The organism is Halomonas sp. 72, assembly GCF_052379785.1.
Classification (GTDB): Bacteria; Pseudomonadota; Gammaproteobacteria; order Pseudomonadales; family Halomonadaceae; genus Vreelandella; species Vreelandella citrativorans.
This window is the reverse complement of the sequence record NZ_JBQSYY010000005.1, coordinates 79531-97337: the sequence shown is the minus strand read 5'-3', so window position 1 is coordinate 97337 and position 17807 is coordinate 79531. Positions and strand designations below refer to the sequence as shown.

At 54.6% G+C, this 17807-nt stretch carries 15 protein-coding genes; 12 read left to right on the top strand and 3 right to left on the bottom strand.

Annotation, left to right across the window (positions count from 1 at the left end):
- Positions 1-80: 80 nt before the first annotated feature.
- From secA to ACT3T6_RS07255, 3 genes are all read left to right on the top strand, one after another.
- A complete protein-coding gene (gene secA / locus ACT3T6_RS07265; protein WP_193053780.1) occupies positions 81-2828 on the top strand; it encodes a preprotein translocase subunit SecA in 2748 nt (915 codons plus the stop codon).
- Positions 2829-2864: 36 nt separating this feature from the next.
- The gene (gene argJ, locus ACT3T6_RS07260) at positions 2865-4094 is read left to right on the top strand and encodes a bifunctional glutamate N-acetyltransferase/amino-acid acetyltransferase ArgJ (RefSeq protein WP_193053779.1); all 1230 of its coding nucleotides are present in this window, start codon (positions 2865-2867) and stop codon (positions 4092-4094) included.
- Between the two features lie 109 nt (positions 4095-4203).
- Positions 4204-5151: a Nudix family hydrolase gene (locus tag ACT3T6_RS07255; protein WP_193053778.1), complete on the top strand. Its 948-nt coding sequence runs from the start codon at positions 4204-4206 to the stop codon at positions 5149-5151.
- Positions 5152-5298: 147 nt separating this feature from the next.
- Here the strand turns inward: ACT3T6_RS07255 and ACT3T6_RS07250 are convergent, their stop codons facing one another.
- A complete protein-coding gene (locus ACT3T6_RS07250) occupies positions 5299-6213 on the bottom strand; it encodes a carbon-nitrogen hydrolase (protein ID WP_193053777.1) in 915 nt (304 codons plus the stop codon).
- Positions 6214-6222: 9 nt separating this feature from the next.
- Complete coding sequence (locus ACT3T6_RS07245; RefSeq protein ID WP_193053883.1) at positions 6223-7275, bottom strand: agmatine deiminase family protein; 1053 nt, start codon at positions 7273-7275, stop codon at positions 6223-6225.
- Between the two features lie 222 nt (positions 7276-7497).
- On the opposite strand from ACT3T6_RS07245, the gene ACT3T6_RS07240 reads away from it, so the two are divergent.
- Together ACT3T6_RS07240 and ACT3T6_RS07235 are read left to right on the top strand one after the other, a co-directional pair.
- Positions 7498-8739: a lipoprotein-releasing ABC transporter permease subunit gene (locus tag ACT3T6_RS07240; RefSeq protein WP_193053776.1), complete on the top strand. Its 1242-nt coding sequence runs from the start codon at positions 7498-7500 to the stop codon at positions 8737-8739.
- Positions 8740-8845: 106 nt separating this feature from the next.
- A complete protein-coding gene (locus ACT3T6_RS07235) occupies positions 8846-9526 on the top strand; it encodes an ABC transporter ATP-binding protein (RefSeq protein ID WP_193053882.1) in 681 nt (226 codons plus the stop codon).
- Here ACT3T6_RS07235 and ACT3T6_RS07230 read toward each other — a convergent pair.
- The gene (locus ACT3T6_RS07230; RefSeq protein WP_172116359.1) at positions 9523-10074 is read right to left on the bottom strand and encodes a DUF2062 domain-containing protein; all 552 of its coding nucleotides are present in this window, start codon (positions 10072-10074) and stop codon (positions 9523-9525) included. The genes ACT3T6_RS07235 and ACT3T6_RS07230 overlap by 4 nt on opposite strands.
- Positions 10075-10171: 97 nt before the next feature.
- On the opposite strand from ACT3T6_RS07230, the gene ACT3T6_RS07225 reads away from it, so the two are divergent.
- From ACT3T6_RS07225 to murB, 7 genes are read left to right on the top strand one after another with little or no spacing between them, the layout of a single operon-like run.
- On the top strand, positions 10172-12454 hold the full coding sequence (locus ACT3T6_RS07225; RefSeq protein WP_193053775.1) for a DNA internalization-related competence protein ComEC/Rec2: 2283 nt from the start codon (positions 10172-10174) through the stop codon (positions 12452-12454).
- A gap of 56 nt (positions 12455-12510) precedes the next feature.
- The gene (msbA, locus tag ACT3T6_RS07220) at positions 12511-14244 is read left to right on the top strand and encodes a lipid A export permease/ATP-binding protein MsbA (RefSeq protein WP_193053774.1); all 1734 of its coding nucleotides are present in this window, start codon (positions 12511-12513) and stop codon (positions 14242-14244) included.
- Entirely contained in the window at positions 14244-15269 is a 1026-nt protein-coding gene (lpxK, locus tag ACT3T6_RS07215; protein ID WP_193053773.1) for a tetraacyldisaccharide 4'-kinase, read from the top strand. Before msbA ends, lpxK begins: the two co-directional genes overlap by 1 nt.
- A 13-nt stretch (positions 15270-15282) precedes the next feature.
- Positions 15283-15492 carry a Trm112 family protein gene (locus ACT3T6_RS07210; RefSeq protein WP_172116363.1) on the top strand — a complete coding sequence of 70 codons (210 nt, stop codon included), beginning with the start codon at positions 15283-15285 and terminating at the stop codon, positions 15490-15492.
- Positions 15492-16262: a 3-deoxy-manno-octulosonate cytidylyltransferase gene (gene kdsB, locus ACT3T6_RS07205; protein WP_193053772.1), complete on the top strand. Its 771-nt coding sequence runs from the start codon at positions 15492-15494 to the stop codon at positions 16260-16262. The genes ACT3T6_RS07210 and kdsB overlap by 1 nt, the downstream gene beginning before the upstream one ends.
- Positions 16263-16289: 27 nt before the next feature.
- Complete coding sequence (locus tag ACT3T6_RS07200) at positions 16290-16760, top strand: low molecular weight protein-tyrosine-phosphatase (RefSeq protein ID WP_193053771.1); 471 nt, start codon at positions 16290-16292, stop codon at positions 16758-16760.
- Complete coding sequence (gene murB / locus ACT3T6_RS07195; RefSeq protein ID WP_287077850.1) at positions 16757-17794, top strand: UDP-N-acetylmuramate dehydrogenase; 1038 nt, start codon at positions 16757-16759, stop codon at positions 17792-17794. The genes ACT3T6_RS07200 and murB overlap by 4 nt, the downstream gene beginning before the upstream one ends.
- Positions 17795-17807: the final 13 nt, after the last annotated feature.

Genomic DNA, 17807 nt, shown 5'->3' with positions numbered 1-17807 from the left:
GTTTTCTACAACGTACTTTACTTGCCTTATACGGAACAGGGCGAAACCCATTGGTTCGCTCAAGATGATTTGGAAATTTCATGATTAATAATTTGTTACGCAAGGTTGTTGGCTCCAAGAACGACCGTGAAGTAAAGCGCATGCACAAAAACGTTCGCAGTGTGAACGTGCTCGAAGCTGAGCTTGAAGGATTAAGCGATGCTGAATTACAAGGTAAGACAGCGGAGCTGCGTTTGCGCCTGGAAAATGGCGAGGCGCTGGATAGTTTGTTGCCTTCTGCGTTTGCGATTGTGCGAGAGGCCAGCAAGCGCGTCATGGGTATGCGGCATTTTGATGTACAGATGGTGGGGGGCATGACCCTGCACCGTGGTCGTATTGCTGAAATGAAAACCGGCGAAGGTAAAACGCTGGTAGCAACACTGGCCGTTTATCTCAATGCGCTGCCTGCAAAGGGCGTACACGTTGTTACCGTCAATGACTACCTTGCCCGCCGTGATGCCGAGTGGATGCGCCCGCTGTATGAGTTTTTAGGGCTTTCTGTTGGGGTTATCTTTTCCGGTCAAACCGGGGAGGAGAAACGCCATGCATATCGGTGTGATATTACCTACGGTACCAATAACGAATTTGGCTTTGACTACCTGCGCGACAACATGGCGTTCTCTTTGGAGGATAAGGTGCAGCGTGGCCTGCACTATGCCATTGTCGATGAGGTGGACTCTATCCTGATTGATGAGGCGCGTACGCCGTTGATCATATCAGGTGCGGTGGATGAAAATACCAATCTTTATAACGTCGTTAATCAGCTTGCCCAGCAGTTGGAAGAGGGTGAGGTCTCGGAAGATGACGACCAGCCTGCAACCGGCGATTTTGTGCTGGAGGAGAAGCAAAAGCAGGTTGAGCTGACCGAGCAGGGGCATAACAGGGTTGAAGAGCTGATGCAGGCGGAAGGCCTTCTTAAAGAGGGTGAATCGCTTTACGCCGCTCAAAACCTGAATTTACTTCAGCACATGCATTCTGCGCTCCGGGCACGGCATCTCTACAATAAGGATGTTGATTACATCGTAGTGGAAGACCAGGTGGTCATCGTTGATGAGCATACTGGACGGACGATGCCTGGCCGCCGTTGGTCGGAAGGGCTTCACCAGGCTGTTGAAGCCAAGGAAGGGGTCACCGTTCAGCGCGAGAGCCAGACGCTGGCATCCACCACCTTCCAGAACTATTTCCGCTTGTATGAAAAACTGGCAGGCATGACCGGCACTGCTGATACGGAAGCCTTTGAGTTCCGTCAGATTTATGGGCTTGATGTTATCGTCATTCCCACCAATCGCCCGTTAGCCCGTAAAGACCTTAACGACCTGGTCTACCTTAGCTCCGAGGAGAAGTACGAGGCGATTATTAAGGACGTTCAGGCCGAAACAGAGGCAGGCCGCCCGGTGTTGGTAGGTACGGCGTCCATCGAGACGTCTGAGTACCTGGCGCACTTAATGCGCGAAGCGGGGCTGAAGTTCAATGTCCTGAATGCCAAGCAGCACCAGAGTGAAGCTGAGATTATTGCTCAGGCAGGGCGTCCTGGCGCGATCACTATTGCCACCAACATGGCCGGTCGAGGTACCGATATTATGTTGGGGGGCAACTGGGAGGCTGACGTTGCCAAGCTGCAAAACCCAAGTCAGGCGCAGATTGATGCATTAAAAGCCGAGTGGAAGCAGCGTCACGATGGTGTGCTGGAAGCCGGTGGCCTGCACGTTATTGGTTCGGAACGCCATGAGTCTCGGCGCATTGATAACCAGTTGCGTGGGCGTTCTGGCCGTCAGGGCGATCCAGGTTCAACGCGGTTCTTCCTGTCGTTGGAAGATAGTCTGATGCGGCTATTTGGTTCTGACCGCGTTAAGCGTCTCATGCAGGCATTGGGCCTGGAGCGCGGCGAAGCCATTGAGCACAAAATGGTATCTAACGCCGTTGAGCGTGCCCAGAAAAAAGTGGAAGGGCGTAACTTCGATATTCGTAAGCAGTTGCTTGAATATGATGACGTGGCAAACGACCAACGCCGGGTTATTTACGAGCAGCGCAATGAGGTTCTGGCCTCTGATGACATTTCAGAAGCTGTCGTGGGTATTCGTGAAGAAGTCATGGAAGACACTATTAACGACTTCGTTCCGCCGCAGAGTTTAGCCGAGCAGTGGGATCTGGCTGGGCTTGAAATGCACCTTAAGACAGAATTCAACCTGGATGCCCCGGTGGTCCAGTGGGCCGCTGATGATGAGCGCTTTAGCGAAGAGAAGCTGCGTGAGCGTCTGCAAGACATGCACCGTGACGCTTATGCGGCCAAGGTGGATGCCGCAGGCGCGACCCTGATTCGTCGTTTTGAGAAGCAGGTCATGCTTCAGGTTCTGGATACGCGTTGGAAAGAGCACTTGCAGTCCATGGATCACCTGCGTCGGGGCATCCATTTACGCGGCTACGCACAAAAGAACCCCAAGCAAGAGTACAAGCGTGAATCGTTTGAATTGTTCCAGCACCTGCTGACCAATATTAAAGCGGATGTCACCCGTATTCTGAGCCATGTTCAGGTACGTCAGCCTGAAGAAGTTGATGCGCTGGAGCAAAAGCGGCGTGAAGAGCTGGCCCGCGAAAAAGCCGCGGCCGCGAATCGTCACGATGATGCTTCTTCCAGTGAAAGCGGATTAAGCGGTGAAAACAGTGATGTAGAAAGCACTGAACAGGACGCACGCCCTGTCCGTCGCGAAGGGCCGAAAGTTGGCCGAAACGACCCGTGTGTGTGTGGTTCAGGTAAGAAGTACAAGCAGTGCTGCGGCAAATTAAGCTAATCAGAAGCGGTCTGGATTTAGGTAGAGGAGACGATCATGGCGGTGGGAAATAGTCCCTTTCCGGTGATGCCCCCCTTGGCTGGGGTGCGCTTGGGAAGTGCAATGGCGGGTATTAAAAAGCCGGGTCGTCGTGACATGGTAGTTATTGAGCTACCCGCCTCGGCAACCGTGTCTGGTGTGTTCACGCGAAATGCCTTCTGCGCTGCCCCGGTGTCGGTTGCCAAGGCGCATATTGAGCGTTGCCGCGAGCAGGGCCAAGCACCGTGTTACTGGCTAATTAATACCGGTAATGCGAATGCGGGCACTGGCAAGCAGGGGCTTCATGATGCCTACGCCAGCTGTAAAGCGGTAGCAGAGCAAGCTGGCGTTGCCGAGCATCAGGTACTGCCTTTCTCAACGGGGGTTATAGGTGAACCACTTCCCATGGAGCGCCTTTTAGCCGGTATCACGCCAGCGCTTGCGTCAGGTGCTGACAATAGTCAGGCGTGGCAACATGCCGGTGAAGGGATTTTAACCACCGACACCCGAGCCAAAGGTGCCAGCGTTACCGTGAAGGTTAGTGACGGGTCAGTTACTATCAATGGCATCACTAAAGGCTCAGGCATGATTAAACCCAACATGGCGACCATGTTGGGCTTTGTCGTCACGGATGCTGCTATTGAACAGTCATTACTGGATCGCTTGTTACGCGAGACGGTGGATACCTCGTTTAACTGCATTACCGTGGATAGCGACACTTCAACCAATGATGCGTGCATGCTTGCAGCGACAGGTACGGGAACGGCGATTGAAGACGACGAGGATATCGCTGTCTTCCGTGATGCATTGCAGCAGGTAATGACGAGCTTGGCTCAGGCGATCATCCGTGATGGTGAGGGCGCGACAAAGTTTGTGACGCTCCAGGTTGATGGCGCAGAAAGTCGTCAGGAAGCGCTGGATGTCGCATTTACCGTCGCCCACTCACCCTTGGTGAAAACAGCGCTTTACGCCTCTGATGCTAACTGGGGGCGTATTCTGGCCGCAGTAGGGCGAGCGCCTGTGGCTGATTTTGACGTGGACCGCATTGTCATTGACCTGGCAGATGTTCGCCTGGTTGAAGAAGGTGGTCGTGCGGCTGGGTATACGGAAGCCGCAGGCAGTGCCGTCATGGCGCAAGACGAAATTACGATTCGCATCAGTTTAGGGCGCGGTCAGGAGAGTGCCACCGTATGGACCTCTGATCTTTCCCATGACTATGTGTCGATCAACGCAGACTATCGTAGCTAGTTAGCCAGTCACCGACTGGGTTTGGCAGTCATAAAGGGCTCACGCAGCGAGTAAGCGCCGGCACTGATCCGCCGGTGCGCACACAGTGGATAAAGACGTAATGAATGTAATGGTAAAACGACGAGTTCATGTTGCGGCAGCAGCCATCATTAGTGCCGATCAGAAGCAAGTGCTGATTGCACGTCGGCCCTCGAATGTCGATCAGGGTGGCTTGTGGGAGTTTCCGGGTGGGAAACTCGCGCCTTATGAAACAGGACTTGAGGGCCTTAAGCGCGAGCTGCACGAAGAGCTTGGTGTTGAGATTGTACGTGCGCAGCCCTTGATCCGTGTGCATCACGAATATCCTGACAAGCATATTTTGTTAGATGTTTGGCAGGTTCATGAGTTTGCTGGCGAGCCTTTTGGTCGCGAAGGCCAAGCCGTGCGTTGGGTGCCGATGGAGGAGTTGGCTAATTATCCGTTCCCGGCGGCCAACCTGCCGATCCTGCGTGCTGTGATGCTGCCCACTGAATATCTGATTACAAAAGAAGAGGCTGACGAGGCGCGTTTTGATACGCTCCTGGAGCGGGCCTTGAAAGAAGACAACATTCGCTTGGTGCAGCTGCGTGCCAAGCAGCTTGATGAAGCCGCTTATCTTAAGCGCGCTGAACGCGCTTTGCGCATGTGTCATGAGTATGGCGCCAAGCTTCTACTCAACGGCGAGCCTGCGCTGCTTGAACATGTGGATGCCGATGGTATTCATTTAACCAGCGAGCGCTTGATGCAGCTGGATCGACGTCCGATTGCCGAGCAAAAGTGGCTCTCTGCCTCGACACATGACCAAACTCAGCTCTCCAAAGCGGCGCTGCTGGGGTGTGATTTTGTGACGCTGTCACCGCTTCGCACTACGCCTTCACATCCGGAAGTAGCGCCGATGGGCTGGCATGATTTTCAACAACTGGTTGAGCGTGCCGGAATGCCGGTCTTTGCGCTGGGTGGAATGACACGCTTTGATGCCAATCACGCCCGCGCCGTAGGCGCCCAAGGCATCGCCTCGATTCGCGATTTCTGGAAGTGATAAGTTTGTTACTGCTGACGTAATGGCGTAAGTCAGCGCTGCGGTACGTGCAGAAATAGGTACTAGAAAAAACGCCTGCCAGATGATTTTGGCAGGCGTTTTCCGTCAAAGACCGCTACGTTAAACTGGCCTATAGATCGATAACGCCTAGTCGCGAAAGCGGCGGGTTAGATCGCTATAGGCATCGATACGGCGATCACGCAGGTAAGGCCAGATACGGCGAGTATTTTCGCAGCGCGCCATATCAATGGTCACAACCAGTTGTTCAGCTTCTTCACCGGCATGGGCAAGTAGCTCGCCCTGAGGCCCACAAATAAAGCTGCCTCCCCAAAACTGAATGCCATCGCCCACGCCTGAATGGTCGGTTTCAAATCCCACGCGGTTGGCAACAATCACCGGTAAGCCATTGGCGACGCCATGCGAGCGCTGGATTAACGTCCAGGCATCTTTTTGGCGGGTTTGTTCCGCAATATCATCGTTAGGATCCCACCCAATCGCCGTGGGGTAGAGCAGCAAGTCTGCTCCGGCCAAGGCCATCAGGCGAGCCGCTTCCGGGTACCACTGATCCCAGCACACCAGCACGCCCAAACGGCCAAGCGAAGTATCAATTGGTGTAAAGCCTTCTGCACGGCTCGCATCGTGGTCACCAGGGGTGAAGTAAAACTTCTCATAAAAGCCTGGGTCATCAGGGATGTGCATTTTCCGATACTGACCCACCCGGCCTTTATCTCGGTCGTATACCACCGCCGTGTTGTGATAAAGCCCTGGTGCGCGCCGCTCAAACAGCGAGCCGACCAGCACGATATCCAATTCGCGAGCAAGTGCGGCCAGGTGCTGTCCGGTCGGGCCATCCAGCGGTTCGGCCAGGTCGAACAGGGCCGGATCTTCATACTGGCAGAAGTAGTGGGTAGCATGCAGCTCTTGCAGCATGACAAGCTGAGCGCCACGTTCTACGGCATCACGAATGCCCGCTTCACTGGCTGCCAGGCTCTGCGCTTTATCGGGCCAGGCAAACTGTTGCACTATGCCAACCGTTAGGTCAGAGGTTACCTTGATAGACATCCTGGCTCCTTACTGATGAAAAGAGGTGGTGAGCGTGCCCTTGGGCAACTGCATGGTCAGGCAGTGTAAGCTGCCATGTTGACGAATAACGCTCGAGCACTCAATGGGAATGAGCGCATGGTTGGGGAACGCTTCGGCCAGCGCACTGAGTGCTAACGCATCAGCCGGGTCGCCGTAGGTTGGCACCAGTACTGCTTCATTAATAATCAAAAAGTTGGCATAAGTGGCTGGCAGCCGATGGCCGTCTTCAGGGTCAAAGCATGCTTGTGGCCAAGGCAGCGGGACAAGCTGGTAGGGCTCGCCGTTGCGTTGTCGAAATGCCTTTAACTCTTGCTCCATGGTGTGTAGGGCTGTGTAGTGCGGGTCTTGTAGGTCATCACAGCGCACATAAGCAATGGTCGATGGATTACAGAATCGCGCCAATGTATCAACGTGGCTGTCGGTATCATCACCTTCCAGATGCCCATTGGTTAACCAAAGCACCCGGTCGACGCCGAAATCATCGCCTATCAAGGCTTCAACGTCCTGGCGTGTTAAATGCGGGTTGCGATTAGGGTTGAGTAAGCAGGCTTCGGTCGTCAGCAGCGTACCCGCGCCATCGGTTTCGATAGCCCCGCCTTCCAATACCATATCGCGTGAAGCCACTGGGCATGCCCAGACGCCTGCATCGGCTAACGCCTGCGTCAGCCGATTATCGTTGCTGGCAGGGAATTTTCCGCCCCAGCCGGTGAAGGTGTAATCCAACAGTAGCGGCTGGCCTTCATCATCAACAACGCTAATCGGGCCGTGGTCACGCGCCCAGGTATCATCGGTAGGCGCTATGATCAGCAATAGCTTATGAGCAGGCACACCATAGGCATCGAACGTTTTGCGTACGCGGTCACAGGTGGCTTGATCTGGCATGCTGATCACTACCTGCTGGTAACGAACGGTTGCCAGCACGATGCGCTCAAGCGTTGCTTCTATACGCGATAGAAGCGATGCCCAATCGCCATCAGGGCGTGGCCAGGTCAGCTGTAGACCATCCTGGGGGTGCCATTCCGGCAGCAAGCGATATGTCATATTGGCCAAGGTTAGGAAGTCTCTTGGTAACGTTATTTGAAGTAAAGCGCTCACCGATTTAGCCAGCGCAAATGGGCGCAATGTAGGGCGTCGTCGAAGAACTTGCAAGCGTTACGTGGTTTCAGGGAACGGGCCTGGGGTCTGTTACTCTAATGCCCGTTTGCACATGCAGTATGGCTAAAAAAACCGTACCATGAGCGCTTATTAATAAGGAATGACGCCATGCTTGATCGTTTGCCTTTTCTGGTGGGGCTGCGCTACGTGCGCGCCAAACGCCGGAACCACTTTATTTCTTTTATTTCACTAACATCGATGCTGGGCCTAATGCTGGGTGTGGCGGTACTCATCCTGGTGTTATCGGTTATGAATGGTTTTGACCATGAGCTGCGTACCCGTATTTTAGGAATGGTGCCGCACACTAAAATTGAAGCAACCGATGGCCTGGTGGAGTGGGAGGCGCTGGCAGACCGATTGACGCAGCGTGAACACGTGATGGGGGCTGCACCGTATGTTGAGCAGCAGGGCATGTTTTCCGCGGGTGGCCGCAACCAGGGAGCCATGGTCAACGGTATTGATCCCGATTGGGAAGACCAGGTCTCGATTATTGGTCAGCATATGCGCCAAGGCACGTTGGCTGAATTAGTGCCAGATGAGTGGAATGTGGTGCTTGGCTCTATGCTTGCTCGTCAGCTGGGGGTGGGTGTAGGCGATCGAGTGACGCTGCTGGTGCCGGAAGCTTCTATCACCCCAGCGGGTGTCTTCCCGCGGTTAAAGCGCTTTACCGTTAGCGGTATTTTCAGCGTGGGCGCCGATTTGGACGCCAATCTCGCTTACGCCAATATCGAAGATATGAAAACCCTCGCGCGCCTTGGCGACGCGGTAGGTGGTTTGCGCCTTGAGCTTGATGATCTGTTTATTGCGGGCAGCGAGACCCAGGCCATTGTGAACGACCTGGGACCAGGCTACCGCGGCACCGATTGGACGTACTCGCATGGCAACCTTTTCCAGGCCATTCAGATGGAAAAGCGCATGATTGCACTGCTGCTAACGGTGATCATTGCCGTTGCGGCGTTCAATATTGTTTCTACTCTGGTCATGGTGGTCACCGACAAGCGTGCCGATATCGCTATTTTGCGTACCATTGGTGCTACGCCACGCTCGATCATGGGCATCTTTATCGTACAAGGCATGGCCATTGGTTTGATTGGTATTGCGATTGGCGTTGCTGTGGGCATACTGCTGGCGCTGACAGTATCTGATCTGATCGGTTGGTTTGAAGCGGCCTTTGGGATTAAGTTTCTGGATGCAGGCGTTTACTTTATCAGCGATTTGCCGTCCCAGCTTAGGTGGGATGACGTGCGCAATATTGTGTTGGCGGCCTTCGGTCTAACGTTTTTGTCCACGCTGTACCCAGCATGGCGCGCTGCTCGCGTTCAACCGGCGGATGTTCTGCGCTATGAATAAGGATGCTTCCATGTCTACTACTGGGCCGTTAACGTCTATGCAGTCAACTTCCACGCCGTCCAACGCTACGCCAGCCGCAGCAGGGGGAGCGAACGAGCCGCCTGTTATGTTGGATTGCCAAGGTTTAACGCGGGTATATAGCGAAGGACCACAAGACCTGACCGTGCTTGATAAGCTTGAACTTTCCGTTCGTGCGGGCGAACGGGTGGCGATTGTGGGTAGTTCTGGGTCGGGTAAAACCACGCTTTTAAACTTGCTGGGCGGTCTGGATCGCCCAAGCGATGGTCGGGTGGTGATCGCTGGTGAGCCACTTTCCAACTTAAACGAAGCGGCCTTAGGGACGTTTCGTAATCGCTACATTGGGTTTGTTTACCAGTTTCACCATTTGCTGGCAGAATTTACCGCCGTTGAGAATGCAGCGTTACCGTTAATTATCCGTGGTCAGTCGAAAAAAACCGCTGAAAAACGCGCTATGCAGATTCTTGAGCGTGTAGGGATGAAGGCGCGGGCTGATCATAAGCCTGGCGAGCTTTCCGGTGGTGAGCGCCAGCGGGTCGCCATTGCGCGTGCCTTGGTAACAGACCCAAGCCTGGTGCTAATGGATGAGCCTACCGGTAACCTGGATCAAACGACGGCAGCCACGATTCTAGCCCTGATGGATGAGTTGGCCAAAGAGAGTGCGTGTGCGTTTGTTATCGTGACGCATGACGTGGGGCTGGCTGCACATCAGGACAGGGTGCTTAAACTGGACGCGGGCAAGTTGGTTGAGCAGCCTCGCATGCCTTAATCATCGAACTCGGATTCGATACATGCCCGACGCCGCTGCCTATTTAGGCGGCGGCGTTTCCAATTATGAGAGACATGCCAGCGCCAAATAAGGCGAATGCCGATATTGGCGGCCACTGCTAGCACAATAGCCGTAATAAATGAGCCAACAATCAGTGGCGGTACGATATCGTGCATTTGTTCGGCAATCCAGCGCGTTGAAATACGCGTAGGTGCTTCACGTACCGGGGCTCCAAGCATAAATGTGCCAATTCGATAGTTAAAATAAAAAATCAGCGGCATGGTGAGTGGGTTGGTAATCCAGACAAGGCCTACCGAAAGTGCTAAATTACAACGGCTTAGGCGAGCGCCCACGGCAGCGACTACCATTTGAAATGGAATCGGTAGCATGGCGCAAAACAAGCCAACGCTAAAGGCGTTGGCAACGCTTCGCCGAGTTAAAAGCCACAGCCCGGGGTCGGCAATTAGCGGTGCTATAAAGCGTAGCGACCGCTGTCGCCGTAGCGTGTCGGGTCTGGGCATGTAGCGCTGCAGGAACCGGCGCGGCATGTCAGGTACTCTTGCCTATTAGTGCACCCTATTATCCATATCGCGTAGCGCTTCGGCTATGCCAAGTAGATGAAGTTCTTAAGCCAAGGAGAGTCGTATGCCGTTTGGCATGGCGATACCGGCAGCGCTAGCGGCACTGTTAGGGGCAGTAATCGCGGGATTAAGCGGTATAACGGGGGCAATGAACCCTTTTGTTGGCGTTAGCTTATTGGGCGTGCTGCTACTGATGGCCTGGCGCGCCAAGGCGGCTTTCTGGCTATTACTGGGTGGCTGGGTAATGGTTGGCATTCATCAGGAGTGGGGCAGTCGCTTGCCCGAAGGTCTCAACGGCGAAGATGTCGTTGTAAAAGCAAGGGTGCTGAGCGTAACCCCGTTGGGTGATGCACAGCGGTTACTGTTAGCGGTAAAAACCTGTGAAGGACCTACTCATCACCCCGCTTGCGATACGCTTAACAAGGTCCGTGTAACGGCGTATAACGCGCCGACTTACTATGCGGGAGAGCAGTGGCGAATGACGCTACGCCTGCGCCCGCCTCGCGGATTTGCCAACCCTGGTACGTTTGATTTTGAACAGTGGCTCTGGCGAGAAGGCATTCATGCAACGGGGTATGTACGCCAGGAGCCAGCGCCGACGCAATTGGCCACGGCTGGGTTTTCTGTACGAAAGCTGGCGCTTGATGTGCTGGAGAGGCAGCCACTCGGTGAACGAACGCGCCGCTGGCTCGCAGCCTTAACGCTGGGGGAGGGCAGCCAGCTAACCCAGGAGGACTGGTCGCTACTCAATGCCACGGGAACGACGCATCTGGTGGTTATTTCAGGCTTGCATGTGGGGCTGGTGGCCGGGTTTGCGCTATTGCTGGCAAAGCTCATCGCACGGCTAACAACGCCTTTGAACTGGCGAATGCGCGTGTGGCCCTGGTGGGTGGCCGCGCTGGTCACCATCGGTTATGCCTATCTGGCCGGTATGGAACCGCCCGCCATGCGCGCCATGGTCATGACGCTGGTAGGGCTGTGGGTGCTCAGTGGTCGACACTCCCCAGCCACTTGGCAGGCCTGGTGGCTGGCACTTGCCATTATTCTGCTGCTTGATCCGCTCTCTTTATGGCGCCCTGGGCTCTGGCTATCGTTTGTGGCTGTTGCCTGGTTGATCATTATTTGGCAAGGGCGCACGCGTCCAAAAGGGGTTAAAGGCTGGTGCTGGGCGTTGCTGCGTTCCCAGCTGTTACTGGCCCCGCTAATGGCCGCCGCCGTGCTGATCGCATTTGGACGTATGGCGCCGGGCGCGCCCATTATTAATATAATCGCCGTGCCCTGGGTAAGTTCAATCATGGTGCCGTTGGCGCTGCTGGGCTGGATATTTTCACCTCTGCCGTGGCTGGGCATGGGCATGTGGTGGTTGTTTGAGCAAGCGCTGTCGGTTTTTTACGTTTTTCTGACCGTTACGTCAGAACGATGGCCGCTGTGGGAACCTGATCATGCGCTAGTGTACCCATTAAGCGGCGCTCTTCTTTTGTTGGCTTTGTGCTGGGGTCTGCCTGGCGTGGTGTCCTGGTTGAAAGTGGGGGCTACGTGCCTAGTGGTATCGCTTGCCTGGTGGCTTCCGTTGGAGCAAATACCTAAAGGCACGTTGCGCGTAACGGTGCATGATGTGGGCCAAGGTCAGCTTATCGAGCTACGCAGCCAGCAGTACCGGCTTTTATACGATACTGGGCCACGTTTTCAGGCAGGCTTTATGCCTCTGCAAACATTGTGGTCGCCAGGCCAGCGTTTTGATGAGGTGATTGTTAGCCATGCCGACAGTGACCATGCAGGTGGTATAGGCGCGCTACTGGAGAGCCATGCAGTCACGCACTGGCGTGCGCCTCTAGGTGAAGCTCTACCGGTAACGGCCACCCCGTGCGAGCGTGGCCAGCAGTGGCAGCGCGATGGAATTACGTATCGGTTTTTATGGCCGCCTGCCGGGTCCAATGATTACTCGGCCAATGACCGCTCCTGCGTGCTGGAAGTCAGCGCGGGAGAGCATCAATTATTAATTACCGGGGATGTCAGCCGTGATATAGAGCGGCGTTTTCTAAAAGATATTGATGTGCCGCTCAGCGTATTGGTCGCCGGACATCACGGTAGCCGCACAAGTTCAGGTGTTCAGTTTGTCCAACATACGACGCCTTTGCATGTGATCTTTAGTGCAGGTCGCAATAATGCTTTCCAGCATCCGGTCGATGATGTGGTACGCCGCTTCCGAGCGTATAAGAGTTGCCTGTGGAGTACCGGGCACGATGGGGCACTGCGGTTTTGGCTTCAAAAAGATCATCCTGTGTCTATTACACCAATGCGTTGGCCATCCGGCAGTGTTCAACATGGTGGCGTTAAGCGGTGTTGATGCGCCTCGCCATAAGGTAGAATCCAGCGCATTGCACACTATTGCCAGGAGCGCGTGTGACCGATTCAAGTTGGGTTATTTATAAACGGCTACTTAGCTACGTAAAACCACACTGGCAAGCATTTGGCTTGGCCGCTGTTGGGTTTGTGGTATATGCCGCATCAAGTACGGCACTTGCTGAGATGATGAAGCGGTTAATCGACGGTATCCAAAACCCTGATGCTGCTTTTCGGCTGTTTCTTCCGCTGTTTGTTATTTTGATGTTTGCTTCGCGTGGTGTAGGCACTTTTCTAAGCACCTACTATATGGCGTATGTAGGACGCTATGTGATCCACACGCTGCGCTGCGACGTTTTTGCCCACATGCTGCATCTGCCTGGACGGTTTTTTGACCAGCACTCAAGCGGTCACCTTGTTTCGCGCGTGACCTACCATGTAGAGCAAGTGGCGGGCGCTGCAACGAACGCTGTCACCGTTATTTTGCGTGAAGGCCTGTTTGTTGTGGGATTGGTGGGTTATTTGTTCTGGACGAACTGGATGCTAACCCTACTGTTTTTAGGGGTTACCCCCATTATTGGCGTGGTGGTGAGCTATGTCAGTAAGCGCTTTCGGCGTATTTCAAAACGCATACAAAGCTCGATGGGTGATGTCACTCATGTCGCTTCCGAAGGCTTGTCAGGCTACCGCGTTGTGCGCACCTACGGCGCTGAGGATTATGAAAAGCAACGGTTTGCACGGGTAAGCGAAGAGAACCGTAAACAGAGTATGAAAGAGTCAATGACGCGGGCGATAAGCTCCCCGGTTATTCTTATGCTGGTAGCGATATCCATGGCGCTGCTGGTGTGGCTGGCCATGGCGCCGGCGATAATGGCCAATATGACGCCAGGTGAGTTTGTTGCGTTTATTACCGCAGCGGCCTTGATGATCAAGCCGGTACGCCAGCTCACTGAAATTAACAGTGAAATTCAAAAAGGACTTGCCGCCGCTTCAGAGCTCTTTGGGTTGATGGATACAGCACCGGAACAAGACACCGGCCAGCGTGTGCCCAAGCGTCTAACGGGCGAGCTGATGCTCGAAAATGTTGGCTTTCGCTATGCCGACGACCAGCCAAACGTGCTGCATGACATCAATTTGCACGTCTCGCCTGGTGAGATGGTGGCGATTGTGGGTCGCTCAGGCAGCGGAAAATCAACCCTCGTTAGCCTATTACCACGCTTTTATCGTCTTAATGAAGGACGCATTTTAATCGATGGTGTGGATATTAATGAGTATGCGTTAGGCCCATTGCGTCAGCAGATTGGCTTGGTCACACAGCAAGTGACGCTCTTTAACGCCACGGTGGCCGATAATATTGCTTATGGCACGGCGAACCCTGATCGTCAGGCCGTTGAAGCTGCTGCCAAGGCGGCGTATGCCAGCGAATTTATCGATAAGCTGCCACAAGGTTATGAAACGGTGGTGGGTGAAAACGGGGTCATGCTATCGGGTGGGCAACGTCAGCGTCTGGCGATCGCCCGGGCGATTTTCAAAGATAGCCCAATATTGATTTTGGACGAGGCAACCTCCGCTCTGGATACCGAGTCTGAACGTTACATCCAAAAAGCGCTGGAGCACGTCTGCCAGGGACGCACGACACTCGTCATTGCCCATCGTCTGTCCACGATTGAGCGTGCAGATCGAATCCTGGTGATGGACCAGGGGCGTATTATTGAGCAAGGAGCGCACCAGGAGCTTCTGGACAAAGGTGGTGCCTACTCTGCGCTGTATCAACTTCAGTTTCAGGAAGCATAATGACGCTGGCGCAGCGCTGGCTTGAAGCGGGCTATCACAATAGCCCATGGCTATTGCCGCTAAGGCCATTGGGCGCACTTTATAAGTATGCCATGGCGCGTCGTGAAGCCGCGTATGTGAGTGGCCAAAAGGCCACATGGCGTGCGCCAGTGCCGGTCATCGTGGTGGGTAATATCACCCTGGGTGGAACCGGGAAATCGCCATTAGTGGCCTGGTTAAGCCGCTGGTTGGTCACACAAGGTTGGACGCCGGGTATTGTCACGCGTGGCTATGGCGGTAAAGCTGAGCACTACCCGCTCCAGGTAACGCCATCGACGGATCCCGCGCAAAGCGGTGACGAGCCGGTTATGTTGGCCCAGCAAACCTTGTTACCCGTGGTAGCAGACCCCAAGCGTGCGCGTGGCGCTCAAGCGTTGGTCGATCTCGGTTGCGATATTATTTTGAGTGACGACGGGCTGCAGCATCTGGCGCTTGAGCGAGACATTGAGATCGTGGTGATTGATGGGGCGCGAGGGTTGGGTAATCGTCGCTGCCTGCCTGCGGGGCCACTGCGTGAGTCGCCCGAACGTTTAGCGCGTGTAGATGCGGTGGTTGTTAATGGTGAAATAGTGAATGGTGAAATAGCGAAGGGAGACATGCGCCAATCACTTTCGGTGAGCGCCACTTCCATGCAGCTAATGCCGATAAGTTGGCGGCGCCTAAATGATGGCAAGCGCTTTCCGCTGACACCGCTACCTTTTAGCGTGCCGGTGTTTGGCGTGGCCGGTATCGGACACCCCGCGCGCTTTTTTACTACATTGCGTGATTTAGGCGTAAACGGTGAGATGCTGGCGTTGGCAGACCATCAGCGTTTTAGTGCGGATATATTTACTCCGGCGAAACAGCGGCCCGTGGTCATGACCGCCAAAGATGCGGTGAAATGCATGGGAATTGCGCCACCCAATAGCTGGATATTAGAAGTGGAGGCAACGCTTCCATTAGAATTTGAACATTGGCTGGCAGCCAGGCTGTCAGCCCTGTCCTGAAGGGGATGCATAAATGGATAAGGAACTGCTGGCAATGCTGGTTTGCCCGTTATGTAACGGCAAGCTTAAGTACGACCGCGAAGCGCAGGAACTGGTTTGTCTTTATGACGGTCTAGCGTATCCGATACAAGAAGGTATCCCGGTTATGCTGCCTGAGGAAGCCCGGGTAATGGACGCTGACGAAAAGCTCCCAACCTCGCCAGGTCGCACGGGAGACCTGTAATGGCGTTTCCTGCATTTATAGCCGTTGTGCCTGCCCGCTATGGTTCAACCCGGTTGCCAGGTAAGCCACTGCTGGATATTGCTGGTGAGCCTATGGTCGCCCATGTGTGGCGGCGTGCCTGTCAAAGCCAGGCGGCTCGTGTCGTTGTTGCGACCGATGATGAACGTATCCGTGATGCGATGCTGCCGTATGGGGCTGAGGTCGTCATGACGCGCGATGATCACGCCTCGGGAACGGATCGGCTTGCCGAAGTTGCCCAGAGCCTTTCTTTGGGTGAAGACGAGCTAGTGGTGAATGTGCAGGGTGACGAGCCGCTCATTCCGCCCGCGTTAATTGATCAGGTGGCACTGCGCTTAGCTGATGACGCAGAAGCCTCCATTGCGACGTTGGCTGAGCCGATTAACGATGTAGCATCACTCTTTAATCCCAACGTGGTCAAAGTAGTGCGCTCATTGCAGGGGCGGGCGCTGTATTTCTCACGTGCGCCCATCCCCTGGGATCGTGAGCAGTTCAAGCAGCAGCCTGCACTGCTTGAAACGGATGCATGGCTGCGCCATATCGGGATTTATGCCTACCGCGCGAGCTTTCTAGCCGCCTATCGGGACTGGCCAGCCTCAATGCTGGAGCAGTTAGAGCAGCTTGAACAGCTGCGCGCTTTGCAGCATGGCCATTTAATTCAGGTGGCATTGGCGTGCGAGGTTAACCCAGCAGGTGTCGACACGGCGGAAGATTTAGCGCGTGTTCGCGCGCTGTTAGCGCCATCTGGTTAATACTTTTCAACGTACAGGGAGCGCGTTGTGACGCGGGTACTTTTTGTCTGTTTAGGAAATATTTGTCGCTCGCCCACTGCCGAGGGCATTTTTCGACGTGCGCTGGAAAACGCAGGTATGAGTGAACGTGTCAGTATTGACTCTTGCGGAGTAGGTGCTTGGCACATCGGGAAAGCACCCGATTCGCGCGCTCAAGCAGCAGCCAAGCGGCGAGGTATTGACCTGAGCCAGCTATGTGCCCGGCAGCTGACCGCAGAAGATTTTCTGACATTCGATTATGTACTGGGCATGGATAACGACAATCTGCGGGCAATGCATGCCTTGAAACCTGCCGAAAGCAACGCTTATGTCGGGCTTTTTCTGGAGTTCTCTGGAACGCCGGGAGCAGAGGTTCCAGACCCTTACTATGGCGGTGAGCAGGGATTTGAAGACGTGCTTGATATGATCGAAACGGCGTCACAGGGGTTAATCCAGCACCTGAAAAGTGACCGCGTGTGACAGCTTCAGCCCTTAAAAACTCGGCTTGTCTCATTAACGAACACGTGGATCTGTCATCGTCCAATACGTTACGTTTGCCCTGCGTGGCTGATTATTACGCTGAACCCACCACGCTAGACGCCTTACGTGCGACGCTTGCTATCGCCCAGCATCAGCGCTGGCCGGTAACGCTTTTGGGCGGAGGGAGCAACGTGCTTTTGCCGCCGCGCTTAACAGGGATTGCGATACGCCCGGCACTACGGCAGTGGTGGCTGACCTCGGCGGGTAATAATGTGTTGGCGCATGTGGGGGCTGGTGTTAACTGGCATACGCTGGTGCTCAATATGGCGGCCCGAGGGTTCTGGGGAATTGAAAACCTGGCGCTGATTCCGGGTGATTGTGGCGCGGCCCCCGTGCAAAACATCGGCGCCTATGGCGTTGAGCTTGCCGATAGCCTTCAGGCCGTGCAGGTCATGGAGATTGCGACAGGAAGCACGCGCTGGCTTGAGAATGCTGAGTGTGCGTTTGGCTACCGCGATAGCCTTTTCAAGGGTGCGCTGTGTGATCGTGTCGTGATTACTCGGCTGGTATTGCGCCTTTCCAGGCAGCCCGCACCGAAGGTTCACTATGGCGATCTTGCCTCGCGCTTGCCGAATACGCCCACCCCGTTGGATGTTGCAGAGGCAGTGGCAGCTATTCGCCAGGAAAAATTGCCAGACCCGGGGCAGCTTGCCAATGCAGGCAGTTTTTTCAAGAATCCCATTGTTTCAGATCAGCAAGGGCAGGCGCTATTGGCCCGCTATCCTGACATGCCACATTTCCCTTTAGGCGAAGGAAAGACCAAATTGGCGGCCGGTTGGTTGATTGATCAGTGCGGTCTTAAAGGTGTATGTGAGGGCGAATTTGGCGTGCATGACCGCCAGGCATTAGTGTTGGTTCATTTTGGCGGCGGCGACCGTAAGGGATTGCTGCGCTTTGCAGGCAAGATTATCGACCGTGTGCAGGCTCGTTTTAATGTACGGCTGGAGCCAGAGCCACGCTTGGTTCAAGGTTGATAAATACATGAGC